13 protein-coding genes are annotated in these 13,486 nt (G+C 67.3%); 3 read left to right on the top strand and 10 right to left on the bottom strand.

What is annotated here, in order from left to right; genetic code table 11:
• Positions 1–43: 43 nt before the first annotated feature.
• The 3 genes from PI86_RS08310 (at position 44) to PI86_RS08300 (ending at position 2,986) form a co-directional block, all read left to right on the top strand.
• Entirely contained in the window at positions 44–880 is an 837-nt protein-coding gene (locus PI86_RS08310) for a peptidoglycan DD-metalloendopeptidase family protein (RefSeq protein WP_039320889.1), read from the top strand.
• Positions 881–1,089: 209 nt separating this feature from the next.
• Positions 1,090–1,989, top strand: coding sequence for a class A beta-lactamase (gene bla / locus PI86_RS08305; RefSeq protein WP_039320885.1), 900 nt, complete (start codon positions 1,090–1,092; stop codon positions 1,987–1,989).
• A 124-nt stretch (positions 1,990–2,113) separates the two neighbouring features.
• Complete coding sequence (locus tag PI86_RS08300; protein WP_014899019.1) at positions 2,114–2,986, top strand: LysR substrate-binding domain-containing protein; 873 nt, start codon at positions 2,114–2,116, stop codon at positions 2,984–2,986.
• Positions 2,987–3,011: 25 nt separating this feature from the next.
• On the opposite strand, the gene PI86_RS08295 is transcribed toward PI86_RS08300, so the two are convergent.
• From PI86_RS08295 to PI86_RS08250, 10 genes are all read right to left on the bottom strand, one after another.
• Entirely contained in the window at positions 3,012–3,347 is a 336-nt protein-coding gene (locus PI86_RS08295) for a hypothetical protein (RefSeq protein ID WP_014899020.1), read from the bottom strand.
• Between the two features lie 361 nt (positions 3,348–3,708).
• Positions 3,709–3,963 (bottom strand): GlsB/YeaQ/YmgE family stress response membrane protein, encoded by a 255-nt coding sequence (locus PI86_RS08290; protein ID WP_014899021.1) that lies wholly within the window; start codon positions 3,961–3,963, stop codon positions 3,709–3,711.
• A 139-nt stretch (positions 3,964–4,102) separates the two neighbouring features.
• Positions 4,103–5,056, bottom strand: coding sequence for a fimbrial protein (locus PI86_RS08285; RefSeq protein WP_235362711.1), 954 nt, complete (start codon positions 5,054–5,056; stop codon positions 4,103–4,105).
• A 63-nt stretch (positions 5,057–5,119) separates the two neighbouring features.
• Positions 5,120–7,717: a fimbria/pilus outer membrane usher protein gene (locus tag PI86_RS08280; protein ID WP_039320880.1), complete on the bottom strand. Its 2,598-nt coding sequence runs from the start codon at positions 7,715–7,717 to the stop codon at positions 5,120–5,122.
• Positions 7,718–7,884: 167 nt separating this feature from the next.
• Positions 7,885–8,625: a fimbrial biogenesis chaperone gene (locus PI86_RS08275; protein WP_039320878.1), complete on the bottom strand. Its 741-nt coding sequence runs from the start codon at positions 8,623–8,625 to the stop codon at positions 7,885–7,887.
• Positions 8,626–8,746: 121 nt separating this feature from the next.
• Positions 8,747–9,298, bottom strand: coding sequence for a fimbrial protein (locus PI86_RS08270; protein WP_039320875.1), 552 nt, complete (start codon positions 9,296–9,298; stop codon positions 8,747–8,749).
• A gap of 445 nt (positions 9,299–9,743) precedes the next feature.
• Positions 9,744–10,520, bottom strand: coding sequence for an ABC transporter ATP-binding protein (locus PI86_RS08265; RefSeq protein ID WP_039320861.1), 777 nt, complete (start codon positions 10,518–10,520; stop codon positions 9,744–9,746).
• On the bottom strand, positions 10,517–11,431 hold the full coding sequence (locus PI86_RS08260) for an ABC transporter ATP-binding protein (RefSeq protein WP_039320859.1): 915 nt from the start codon (positions 11,429–11,431) through the stop codon (positions 10,517–10,519). Before PI86_RS08260 ends, PI86_RS08265 begins: the two co-directional genes overlap by 4 nt.
• Position 11,432: 1 nt before the next feature.
• A complete protein-coding gene (gene nikC, locus PI86_RS08255; protein WP_039320857.1) occupies positions 11,433–12,347 on the bottom strand; it encodes a nickel transporter permease in 915 nt (304 codons plus the stop codon).
• Between the two features lie 66 nt (positions 12,348–12,413).
• Positions 12,414–13,484 carry an ABC transporter permease gene (locus PI86_RS08250; protein WP_039320855.1) on the bottom strand — a complete coding sequence of 357 codons (1,071 nt, stop codon included), beginning with the start codon at positions 13,482–13,484 and terminating at the stop codon, positions 12,414–12,416.
• Positions 13,485–13,486: the final 2 nt, after the last annotated feature.

Here is a 13,486-nt window from a genome sequence, read left to right as displayed (position 1 = left end):
TTTTGAGATGCTTGAAAGATTGTCAAACCGGAGTCGATCGTCCATGAAACAGCACGAGATTTGCCGCAACGCGGCGCGGCTATCGGGCCTGGCCGCCGTGCTCGTCATGGCCGGTTGTGCCAGCACGCAGTCCGTTCCGCCGAGCGACACGCTGGCGGGATCGCCGTCGGGCCGCCCCGACGCGTCGTCGGCCGCCACGTCCGCCGTACCGCCGGCGCCGATTTTCGTCGCGCAGAATTACGTCGTGAAGCGCGGCGACACGCTCTTGGGCATCGCGTCCGCGAACGACTGCAGCGTCGCCGATCTGCGCACCTGGAACAAGCTCGATGCGCGCGGCAAGCTGCGCATGGGGCAGGTGCTGCGCATCGTCCGGCAGCAACCGTTGCAGGCGCCGGGCGCGACGGTTGGCGCGCCGGCTGCCGCGAGCACGGCGACAGGTGCCACGCAGGCGAGCGCATCGACGGCAAGCGACCGGCAGGTCGTGAAGGAAACCAAGCGGCATGCGGGCGGGGTGTCGCTCACCTGGCCCGCACAGGGCAGGATCGTCGATGCGTTCCGGCCGGGGCAGAACCGCGGCATCCAGATCGCCGGCCGGCCGGGCGACCCGGTCCGCGCGGCGGCCGCCGGCCGCGTGATGTACGCGGGCACGGGCCTGAACGATTACGGCAGCCTGATCATCGTCCAGCACAACGCGGATTTCCTGACCGCTTATGCGCACAACCGCAAGCTGCTCGTGAAGACGGGCGACATCGTGCGCCAGGGCGACGAGATCGCCGAGATGGGCGACCTCGACAACGCGCGCGTCGCGCTGCTGTTCGAAGTGCGGCGCGACGGCAAGCCCGTCAATCCGATACCGTACCTGCCTTCGTCGCAAGGCTGAAGCAGGCCGCGTCGCTGGAACGCGGCCGCGGTCGCTGCTACGCTAGGGTCTGTTCATGCGAGTCCCGCCGACTGCGGGGCCGACGGATGTCTTTCGGGGATGCGCGGTGAATGCCGTCGCGAGCCGGCCGTCGGCGTGAACGCGCGCGCATCGACGCTGCGCGCGTGCGTTGCTCCGTGCCACCGCTTCCGACAGAACACCCTTCATCCATGGATCACTCTCCGACACGCCGTTCGCTGTTGCTCGCCGCCGTCGCCGCGCCGTTCGTTGCCGCGTGCTCGTCGGCACCCGTCGCCGACCAGGCGCGCGCCCGTGCCGCCCAAGCCGAACTCGCCGCACTCGAAAAAGCGTCGAACGGCCGGCTCGGCGTCGCCGCGCTCGATACGTCGAACGGCACGCGCATCGCGCATCATGCGCGCGAGCGCTTCCCGCTGTGCGGCACCTATGCGGTCGTCGCCGCCGCCGCGATACTCGCGCGCGGTTCGCTCGACGCGTCGCTGCTGCCGCGCCGCATCCTGTATCGCCGCTATGAAGTCGTGGCGGGCTCGCCGGTGACGGAAAGCCATGTCGACACGGGCATGACGATCGCGCAGCTTTGCATGGCGCTGCTGCAGTCGAACGACAAGGGCGCGGGGAACCTGCTGATGGGCGTGCTCGGCGGCCCGCAGGCCGTCACGTCGTTCGCGCACGAGAGCGGCGACCCCGCGTTCCGCCTCGATCGCTGGGAACCCGAACTGAACCAGGCCGCACCCGGCGACCTGCGCGATACGTCGACGCCGGTCGCGATGGTCGACACGCTGCAGCGGCTGCTGCTCGGCGACACGCTACGCGAACCGCAGCGTGCGCAGCTGACGGAATGGATGACCGGCGGCGCGCGCGGCGCGACCGGGATCGCGGCCGGCGTGCCACCCGGCTGGCGTGTCGCCGACAAAACCGGCACCGGAGGCTACGGTACGACGACCGACGTCGCGGTGCTGTGGCCGCCGTCGCGCGCGCCGATCGTGCTGGCGGTGTCGTTCACGCAGCCGAGTGCCGACGCGGCGGCCCGCGCGGACGTCGTCGCGTCGGCGGCGCACATCGCGACGGGTGCGCTCGTCGCGCCGGCCTGAGCGAGCGGCGCACCTCGCGCAAAGCCGGCGTTTGGCTTATCGTGTCGGTCAGCGCGCGCCGGTGTCGGCGCGCGGTCTTGCCGCGCCGTCGTTCGGCGCGGCCGTTCCGTTTACCCGCTTCGTCATGCGCCGACTTCCGCCCCTGCACGCGCTGCAGATCTTCTCGACGGTGGCTCGCCACCGCAGCTTCACGCGCGCTGCCGAACAGCTGTGCCTCACGCAGGGCGCGGTGAGCCGGCAGATCCAGACGCTCGAGGCGCATTACGGTTTCCCGTTGTTCAAGCGGCACGCGAAGGGTCTCACGCTGACGGCGGAGGGCGAGCAATTGCTGCCGGTCGTCAACGAGAGTTTCGCGCGGATCGAGGACATCTCGATGAAGCTCACGCGGCAGCGCACCGATCTCGCGCTGAAGGTGCCGACCTGCGTGATGCGCTGGATGCTGCCGCGCATCATGCGTTTCCAGGGCGAGCACCCCGATCTCCATGTGCAGATCACGACCGCATGGCAGCACGTCGTCGATTTCTCGACCGAGCCGTTCGATGCGGCGATCGTCTACGGCACGTCGCCGGGCGCTGGCGTGTTCGCGCTGCCGCTGTTCGACGAACGGCTGACGCCGGTGTGCGCACCCGAGCTGCGGCAGGCCGCACCGCTCGATGCGGTCGGCGATCTCGCGCGCCATACGCTGCTGCATCCCACGCGCGACCATCGCGACTGGCGCGCGTGGCTCGACCACGCGGGCGAGCGCGCCGTCGATGCGGAGCGCGGGCCGACCTTCGACACGCTCGATCTCGCGACGAACGCGGCCATGCAGGGCTTCGGCGTTGCCATCGGCGACGTGACGCTCGTCGACGACGACGTCAGCGCGCGCCGGCTCGAACGGCCGTTCGACATCGTGCTCGAGACCGGCGCCCGCTATTTCTTCGTCTATCCCGAGAACATCGGCAGCCAGCAGAAGATCCGCGCGTTCAGCGACTGGATCGCGTGCCATCGCGACTGACGCACGGCATTTCCGGCGGCGGGCTCTACTGGTAGGTTACGACGGCGATCATCGGCGCATGCGCGTTGCCCGCGCCGTCCGGTAAAACGATTGCGCGCGAAGCCTGCGTAAAGGTGGTGGTCTTGATCGTGCGCAGGCTGGCCGCGTCGACGAAGGCGACTTGCCCGCGGGCCGGGCGCGGGCAGTCGGGACGGACGTGCGCATGCGCGGCGTCGGTCGTATCGAGCGCGAACGAGCACGGCGGCTCGACGATCATGCCGGTGAAGTGAATGACGCCGGACGTGCCGGCGGCAAATGCAGAGGACGAGGCCAGAAGCGAGGCAGCCAGGGCAAACGAGGCGGCAAACAGGCGATGCTTCATGACAGGCTCCAGAGAGGAAGCGCGTCGCAGCGGGGCCGCTCGAGTGGCAGTCCGTCAACGCTGCGGTGCTGTATGCGTAAACGGCAACTTCATCGAACCTCTTGAATGAAAATCCGGAAATAGCGGCAATCAGCAAATGACGCCGTATTTCTTCAATCAATTTATCTCAAATTTGTGGAGCCGCAAGTCAGGGTATTGCCGGTGGCGTAAGCTCGCGGAAGAGGGCGTCGATGGATGCGGCGTTTGCAGGTGAGTCGTTGAGGACTCAACGAGTCGGCAATCCCGCGCATCGCGGTGCGCCCAAAGAAAACAGCCGCTCGTGACGAGCGGCTGTTTTGCATTGAAGCGGGTGATGCGGCGGTCAGCCCGCGCGCTTGCGCACGGCGCCGACGATCACGAGCAGCACGATCGCACCGATGATCGACGCGATCCAGCCGGCGCCCTGGCCCGGTCCATACCAGCCGGCGGCACGGCCGACGTAACCCGCCACGAGCGAGCCGACGACGCCGAGCACGATGGTCATCAGGATGCCCATCTTGTCGTCGCCGGGCTTGAGCGCACGGGCGAGGAGGCCGACGATGAGCCCGACCACCAGGGTTTCGATGAATTGCAGCATGAACGCCTCCCTATAGCTGTTGAGCTGTTGACGAAAGGGAATGGACTCGTGTGGCGCACCGAGGTTCCCGGTGGCGGGAGCCGAGTATCGCGCGGCGCCGTGTCGCGCGGATGTCGGCGTCGCCGGTAACGCATGCCGTTCATTGATAGTCGAGCAGGACCTGCGCCGCGGCATGAACGGAACCGCCGCCGATCTTCGCTCCCGTTTGCAGGTAGGACGCGCGGAGCGGAATCGACGGCGATCCGCCGGTGGCCCGGTTGTAGTTCGTCACCGTGTGCGATGTTCGCAGCGTCAGCGGCTGACCGGTCGCGGCATCGGCGATATGGATGCCGATACCGGTCGCCTTGGCATCCGGACGCAACTGCATCCCGCCGGGCGTGCCGACGACCACGTCGTCCAGCGGGGCCAACTGGTAGCCGATTCGGTTGTAGCCTGCCGGGCAGTTGTTCAGCTGCACCTGGAAATCGGTCGCGCCGGCGGTCGAACCCACGCCGTTGAAGTCGCGTTGCTGCACGGGCGGCAGCGTGACGTTCTGGTCGGGAATCGAGCACGTTCCGTTGATGAAGCTGACTTTCGCGGCGAGGAAGACCGTTGCCGTTTGACCCAAGATGCCGGACTTGTAATTGACGAGGAAATACCCGTTGAAGGAACCTGAATTGAGCGAACCGTCCCGCGGCTGACGGCTGTCGCGAAACAACTGTACCTCGACCGCATTGCTCAGTATTCCTTTCGTCGTCGAGACGGCCACCTTGCCGTCGATCAGTATCCGCGTCGACAGACCGGACACGTTGGTTTCGAGGTCGGGGCCGTCGGTGCTACCCCACACGCTGCCCTTCGAGTACATCAGGATGTTCGTGATCTGGCAGGTGCTTGCGCCGCAAACTTCCTGCGGTGTGAAGTATTGACGGGCGACGACCGTTCCGGGCGTCGCGTTCGACGGGCTCGAAACCGTTGCCTGCCCGAATGCATAGAGGGCCGCCGCAGCCGCGTCGGTCGCGAATGCGGCGCATGCCAGCAGCAAGGTCGACGCAACCCCGATCATGCGGGCCGTGCATCGGGCGACGCCGCCGCGTGCGTCGCGCGTGTGCGCCATGCCTGCCAGGCTCGTAAACCGGGGCGATTCGGACGATGAATAAAAGTATGTCATCTGAATTCCTTATTGAATGGCAGCGGTCGTCGAATCGGCCTGGCAGACGCTCGTGACGGTCTGTACGCCGGGCGATCGCCCGCGACGTTGCGCGACGGGAAGCTCGTATGCGATGCGGCAGACCGATCGACCGTCGGTGCCCCATTGAACCGTCAGCGAGCCACGGTCGTTGAGTCCGCGCGCGAAGATCTTGCTCGCCTGGGAGACGACGCCGACTTCCTTGCCGGTCTCGTCGTGCACGACGGCGCCGAACGGCAGCGGCGTACCGTTGGCCTGCGGTGCCCGGACGAGCGCGGCGCGGCCGGTGTCGGTCGCAAACCGGATGAGCGGCACCGCACCGGCGCGCGGCGCGATCTGGCGGCTGGTTTCCTTCAGCTCGACGTCCATCGAGATTCCCTTCGGATCGAGCGCGACCGTATTGAGGCTGTATGGCGTCAGGTAGGGCACGACCGCGTAACCGTTGCCGTCGACCTTGACGCCTGTCGCGTTCGTGATGCGCGCGCCGGCCGCACCCGGCGCCTCGACGATCGCGAACGTCTCGGATAACGGCTGCGAAAACGTGATGCCGCCGCGGTGCGCGACCAGCGCGCCGCGCACGCCGAGCGAGCCCTGCTGGAAGTCCGTGCTGGCGCCCGCGCTGGCATTGATTTCGGCCATGCGTGTGCGGTACGTGACGTTGGCGCTGCCGTCCGTGGCCGAGTTCGACCCGGACGAATGGTTCGCGCTGACGCTGTACGACAGCGCGTGATCGTCGCCGAGCGATCCGGACAGCGTCGACTGCAGCCGGGTGCGGCCGAGCGTGTCGCGCGACACGTTGCCGGTGACGGTCATCGGGCGCTCGCGGCCGAACGGGATCGTGACGCTCGCGTAATAGAGCGTGCTCATGTCGCCGCCCGCATTGCGCTGCCGCGTGGCCGTCAGGCTATAGGACAGGTTGCGGAACTGGTTCGTATAGCCGATCGAATAGTTGACGTCCGAGCCGGACCGATTCCAGTAGTTCACGGCCGATGCCGTGGCGTTGATGCGCCCGCCGGTCGCGCCGAGGCGCTGCGTCAACGCGAGCGACGCGCGCTGGCGTTGACGCCAGATCGAGCTGGCCAGGCGGCCGTCACGTACGGCATCGCGCGCCTGCGTCGCGTCGTTGAGGCCGAAATAGCCATCCGTCGAATAACGATACGCGGCAAGGGCGATGTCGGTGCCGGTCGCCTCGACGGACTTCGCATAGCTGACGCGCACGCTCGAACCGCTGTAGCGCTTCGTGCCCGGAATCGAGGTCATGGCATGCGTCACGTCCGCGCCGAATGCGCCGAACGACGTATTGAAGGCGGCACCCAGCATCGCGGATGCGTAACCGGCGGAAAGCGTGACGCCGCCGTAGCCCGTCAGCAGGTTGGTCAGGCCGCGCTGGTACGTGGCCTGTGTGAACAGCGGCTGGCTCGATCCGTACGGATTGCGCAGCATGCCCGCGACGAAGCTGTAGCGGCTGATGCCCGGCCGCAGCGACATCGGCACGGCGGCGTAGGGCACGGAGAACGTATGCACGGAGCCGTCGGCCTCGGAGACCGACACCACCAGGTCGCCGCCATAGCCGGTCGGGTACAGGTCGTCGATTTCGAAATTGCCGGGCGCGACCGTCGTCTCGTAGATCGTCACGTCGTTCTGGCGGATCGTCACCTTCGCGTTGCTGTTCGCGATGCCGCGCACCACGGGCGCATAGCCGCGCAGCGAGTCGGGCAGCATCCGGTCGTCCGTCGACAGGCGCACGCCGCGGAACTGCGTCGAATCGAACAGCTCTCCCGACGTGTAGCTTTCGCCGATGACGAGTTGCGACGACAGCGACGGCAGGTCGCGCTGGAGATAGGTCGCGAGATCCTGATACCGGCTCTGACCGCGCGACGACCATGAAAAGGAGCCTTCGTGGCGAAAGCGCCAGCTGCCGAGGTTCACGCCGCCGTTCAGGCCGAGATAGCCTTGCGTCTGGGTCGTATGACCGCTGGCCTTCGACGTGTAGAGATTGAAGTTGTAGCCGAGCAGGCCGACGGTTTCGCCGGCGGTCCATTGATCGGGGTTCACGTAGCCGCGCGCCTTGCGCGCGAGCGATGCCTGCGGGATCGAGAGCCGCAGCACCTGGCGCGTGAAATCGAACGACGCGCTTGCATCCGGCACGACTTGCTCGATCCGCAGGCATGCGCGGTCGCCGTCAAGCTCCGCGACGACGTCCGGCGCGAGCTTGCTGAAATCGAGACCGACGCGTTCGAGCAGCGCGCGGTCGAAGCACGGCCGCGCGTCGCCCGAGTCCGGCGCGGCCGCGAAGCGTACGTCATAGCGGCCGATCCAGTCGGCGCCGACATGGATGTCCGCGGTGTACACGCCCGGCGCCGTCACGTTGCGCTGGGCGAAGCGCGACACGTCGAAATGCTTGCCCAGGCGATGCTGCATGAATGCGCCGTCGAACTCGACTTGTGCGAGCGTGCTTTCGGCGGGCGTTTGCGTCGTCGCGCGGCCATCGCTCGACCACGAGCCGACGCAAGCCACCACCATCAGATGGATCGGCTTGATGCGGGGCATGTCGGCCACGGCGTGGCGCAGCAGTCGAGTCGAGGTCATGAGCAGTACTCCGGAAAGTGTCGGATCGAACGGATGCATTGCGCCGACGCAGTCGCGCGGGCGCGTGCGTTGCTGCGTGGCGAATACCGGATCCGGGGATTCCTGGCCGTCTGGTCGGGACGGCAAAAAAGGGCGGCGGACGAAAGGAGATGAAGCGGTCGGCCGCGCTACGGGGCGACGCTGACCGGACGCTTGATGTCGATTGACCGGCCCCAGTCGTTGATGCTGCCGAACTCGACCGTTGCACCCGCGACCGGCGCTGCGGTGAGATTCTTGATCGGGAATCGTTGCGTGCCGTGGGGCAGCACGTAACCCATGCCGGCGTCATGCTTGCGGCCGGCGGCATTCAGCAGGACGTTGCCGAAATTGACGACGAACGGCGTCGGATTGCTTGCCTCGAGCGCGTAGCCGCCATCGACGCGAACCACACGCCAGTCGAGCTGCATCGGCGCATCGTCGGCGTTGCCGGCCAGCCCGTCGGGGCGATACATGATCTTGATGCGGGAGCGGAACGCGAGCTGGATGCGGTTCCGGTTGTCGTCCGCGGATGCCTTCGGCGGCACTTCGAGCACGTTCAGCCAGAACAGCGATTCCCGGTCGGCCGGCAGCGGTTCGCCGGTGTGCACGAGACGCAGCGTCTGGCCGTTGCCGGATTCCATCCGGAAGATCGACGGCGTCAGCGTGAACGGCACGTCGATGTTCTCGGGCAACGCGCCGCTATTGCCGTCGTCGAGCCACGCCTGCACCAGCGCCGGACGCTTGCTGTCGTTCGTGAGTTGGATCGTGACCTCGCGCTCGCTGGACGGGAAGATCACGCGCGTGCCGGCGATCACGACGCTTGCGTCGGCTTGCGACGCGAATGCGGTGACGGCCAGGGTCAGCGTACGGAAGAGCTTCAACAGTTTCATGGGCGTAGAGAGTCGGATCGTTGGAAGGACGCGGACGGAGCCGGGCTGAACCGGCGGTTTCCGCACCGCGCGGCGTGACGGGGCGGAGATCGCCGGGGCGGCGACCTCCACGTGCTCGCTCTTACTGGTAGATCAGCGAGTACTCGACGCGCGAGGTGACGTCGCCTGCCTTCACGGCGTCTGACGCGTAGTACTCGGCGAAGTAGTTGAGCTTCGCGTTGCCGTCGCTGTCGATATCGACGAGTTGCGTGTTGGCACCGGTTTGGGCGCCGATGGGGATCAGGTTCTGCTGATCATCCAGCACGTTGATCTGGACGCCTTCCGCGGCCATTTCACCCGAGTCGATCTTCAGACGGCCGCTCGACCCGTCAACGTTCGTGCCGTTCTCGAAGATGACGCCGACCTTCACCGGGTTTTCGTCGCCGACCGTGCAACCCTTGAGCGCCAGCGAGAATGCGCTGCGACCGGCGACGGAGCCGACGTCGGCAAGCGCCTTGGTGCTGACCGGCGGCAGCGGGACGGTGAGGTCCGATCCGCCTTCGACGCTGCAGGTCGACGCGATGATCTTGCCGTTGAAGTTGATGGTGCCTTCCGCCGCGTGGGCCGCGGACGAAAAGGCGGCGCCGGCTGCGACGAGGAGGAACGGGATTGCGCTGCGCTTGAGGTTCTTCATATTTAAAAACTCCAAATAAAGTTCGACTTTCGAAAGCGCGTATTGAATTTAAATCTCAGAATGGCGCGTTTCGGATTGAATTATGCTGACGATGTAATGATTTTGTAATTTGACGTGTACGAATCAAATCTCTTTTTGCGTAGTACAAGTACTAAGTTATTTGTCGCCGGTAGCGACATTCAGGCGGGGCGGTGCGAGGGAGCAGGCAGCAGGGGGCGGCGAGCGAGCGTGTTCGTCCCGCTACCGAAATCGGTCGAGATGCCGATTTCGTCGGTCGCGCTATTCGCTATTCGTTATTCGTTATTCGAAGCGGATCAACGCGGGAATGACCGGCCGACGGAACGTGGCGGCGGCCGGCATGCCGCATTGCGGGCGGCGTAGGTGATCCAGTGTTCGCGCGTGCGAACGGTCGCGATATCGTCGGGCGACGCGTATCAGGCCGCGATCAGGCCGCGGGCGCGTCGACTGCCGGATCGAGGCGGCGGTAGCCTTCGGTCGCGCGCAGCAGCGTGCGCGTGTAGTCGCGTGCGACCTGCCCGGCACGCACGTCCTCGATCCGCAGCTGTTCGACGATCTCGCCATGCTGCATCACGGCGATGCGCTGGCACAGGAAGCCGATCACCGCGAGGTTGTGGCTCACGAGGATCATCGTCAGGTTGCGTTCGCGATGCAGGCGCCGCAGCAGGTTCAGGATCTCGGCCTGCACCGATACGTCGAGCGCGGAGGTCGGCTCGTCGAGCAGCAGCACGCGCGGCTCGACGATCAGCGCGCGCGCGATCGCGACACGCTGGCGCTGGCCGCCCGACAACTGGTGCGGATAGCGGAAGCGGAACGCCGGGCCGAGCCCGACTTCGGACAGCGTGCGGGCGATGCGCGCGTCGGCGTCGTCGATGCGGTGGATCGACAGCGGCTCGCGCAGCGCCTGGTCGACGGTGAAGCGCGGATGCAGTGACGCGTACGGATCCTGGAACACCATCTGCACGTGGCGGCGGAATGCGCGATCCGGCGTGCCGCCGACGGGCCGGCCGTCGATCGACAGGCTGCCGCCCGCGAGCGGCACGAGGCCGGTCAGCGCGCGCAGCAGCGTCGACTTGCCGGAGCCCGACTCGCCGACGAGCCCGAACACTTCACCGTCGCGCACCGCAAGACTCGCATCGCGCACGGCATCGACATGACCCGTGCGGGTCGGAAAACGGATCGAGGCGTGATCGACGTCGATCATCGTGCGGGCTCCTGTGGTGGCAGTGCTGCGCCCGCGGGCGACGCGGCGTCGAGCCACGCCGGGTCGCGCCGCAGCACGGGCAGTTCGTCGGGCGGGTTCGCGAGCGGCGGGTTCGCCGCGAGCAAGCCGCGCGTGTACGGATGCGTCGCATCGCGCAGGTCGCGCGCCGCGCAGGTTTCGACGACGCGGCCTGCATACATCACGGCGACGCGATCGCAGAACGACATCACGAGCGGCAGGTCGTGGCTGATGAACATCAGCCCCGTGCCATGCCGCGCGATCATCGCGTCGAGCACCGCGAGCACCTGCATCGACACCGCGACGTCGAGCGCGGACGTCGGCTCGTCGGCGATCAAGAGGCGCGGGCCGGTCGACACCATCATCGCGATCATCACGCGCTGGCCCATGCCGCCCGACAGTTCGTGCGGATACGCGTCGGCGACGCGTGCCGGATCGCGGATCTGCACGGCCGCGAGCGCGTCGACGATCCGCTCGCGCAGCGCGCGGCCGCGCAAACCCGGCTCGTGCAACCGGAACGCTTCGCCCATCTGCTGCGCGACGGTCATCACCGGGTTCAGCGAATACTTCGGGTCCTGCAGGATCATCCCCATCTGGCTGCCGCACAGGCGCCGTCGTTCACGCGCCGACAGCGCGAGCAGGTCGTGGCCCGCGAAGCGCATCGTGCGGGCCGAGCAGTGCGCGGCTTCAGGCAGCAGGCCGAGCAGCGCGCGGCCCGTCAGCGATTTGCCGGAACCCGATTCGCCGACGATGCCGAGCCGTTCGCCGGGCGCGAGCGTCAGCGACAGGTCGCGCACCGCGTCGGTGACGACGCCGTCGTGCCCGCGAAAGCCGATCTTCAGGCCGTCGATCTCGCACAGCGGCGCGGGTGCGTTGACGGAATTCAGTGACATGTCACGCTCCATGACGCGGATCGAAGACGTCGCGCAGCCCGTCGCCGAGCAGGTTGAATGCGAGGCTGACGAGCAGGATCGCGATGCCGGGCAGCGTCGCAACCCACCAAGCGTCGAGTAGCACGTTGCGGCCCGACGCGACCATGAAGCCCCATTCGGGGCTCGGCGGCTGCGCGCCGAGGCCGAGGAAGCCGAGGCCCGCGACGGTCAGGATGATGCCGGCCATGTCGAGCGTCGCGCGCACGATCACCGACGACATGCACAGCGGCATGATGTAGCGCAGCAGGATCCGCGGGCCCGACGCGCCTTGCAGCCGTGCCGCGTGGATGAAATCGGCCTGCGCGATGCGGATCGTCTCCGCGCGTGCGAGCCGCGCGTATGCGGGCCACGCGGTGATCGAGATCGCGACGACCGCGTTGATCACGCCCGGCCCGAGCGCGGCCGCGAACGCGAGCGCGAGCACGATCTTCGGGAACGCGAGCGCGATGTCGGTGAAGCGCATCAGCACGCTGTCGACGAAGCCGCCGCAATAGCCGGCGGTCATGCCGATCAGCAGGCCGACCGGCACGACGATCACGACGACGAGCAGCGCGATGCCGAGCGTGAGGCGCGAACCGGCGATCATCCGCGCAAGGATGTCGCGGCCGAGCTGGTCGGTGCCGAACCAGTGCGATGCCGAACCGGGCGGCAGCAGGCGGTCGGGCAGCACCTGATGCAGCGGATCGTGCGGCATGATCAGCGGGCTGACGATCGCGACGACGATCAGCGCGACCAGGATCGCGAGCCCGAACAGGTTGAGCGGATTGCCGGCGAAGCGGCGCCAGCGGCGATACGCGAGGCCGAACGCGGCCTGCGAGCGCGACGCGGGCGCATCGGAAAGCAGCCACGCGCGCAGCGTGAGACGCTCGGCATTCATGATCGGACAGCCTTCGGCATGGACGGGGAAAGAAGCAGGGTGGAAGCAGTCATGGCGCAGCGGCCCTCAGCGCGCACGCGGATCGAACACGCGGTACAGCGCGTCGGTCAGCAGGTTGACGGTGATGAACATCGCGCCGATCACGAGCGTCGCGCCGAGCACCGCGTTCATGTCGGCGTTCAGCAGCGCACCCGTCAGATACGAGCCGAGCCCCGGCCACGCGAATACGATCTCGGTCAGCACCGAGCCTTCGAGCAGGTTGCTGTAGGTGAGCGCGATCACGGTCAGGAGCGGCACCGCGATGTTGCCGAACGCATGCCGCCAGATCACGCGGCGCTCCGACAAGCCCTTCGCGCGCGCGGTGACGATGTATTCCTGGCTCAGCTGGTCGAGCATGAACGAACGCGTCATCCGGCTCAGGTACGCAACCGAGTAGTAGCCGAGGATCGCCGCCGGCAGCGCGATGTGCGACACCGCGTTGCTGAACACGTCCCATTCGCCGGCGAGCGCCGAGTCGATCAGCAGGCTGCCCGTGCGCGGGTCGACCATGCCGTCGTACGCGGGATCGAGCCGGCCGGGCCCGCCGACCCAGTGCAGCCGGGCATAGAACAGCAGCAGCCCCATCAGCCCGAGCCAGAACACCGGCACCGAATTGCCGATCAGGCCGATGAAGCGCGCGATGTGGTCGATCGGCCGGTTGTGCTTTACCGCGGCCGCGACGCCGAGCGGCACGCCGATTGCGATGCCGATCAGCGTCGCGATCGTCGCGAGTTCGAGCGTGGCCGGGAACACGCGCTTGATGTCGTCGAGCACCGGGTTCGACGTCAGCAGCGACATGCCGAGATTGCCGTGCAGCACGTCGCGCGCGTAGATCAGGAACTGCGTGACGAGCGGCTTGTCGAGGCCGAGCGCGATGCGCTCGGCCGCATACGCCTCGGCCGACGCGCGATCGCCGAGGATCGCGAGCACGGGATCGATCGGCACCTTGCGGCCGATCACGAAGGTCAGCGCGAGCAGCCCCGCGAACGTGACGGCGAGCGTGAGCGCCCAGCGCAGCATGCGCAGCGCCCAGCGTACGGCCGGGCGCCGCGCGGGCAGCGTGCGCAGTGCTTCGAGGGAGGAGGCGGGAGTCGACATGC

This window comes from Burkholderia sp. A9 (assembly GCF_000801975.1).
Note: the sequence above shows the minus strand (reverse complement) of the source record. Positions and strands in the feature narration are given on the sequence as shown.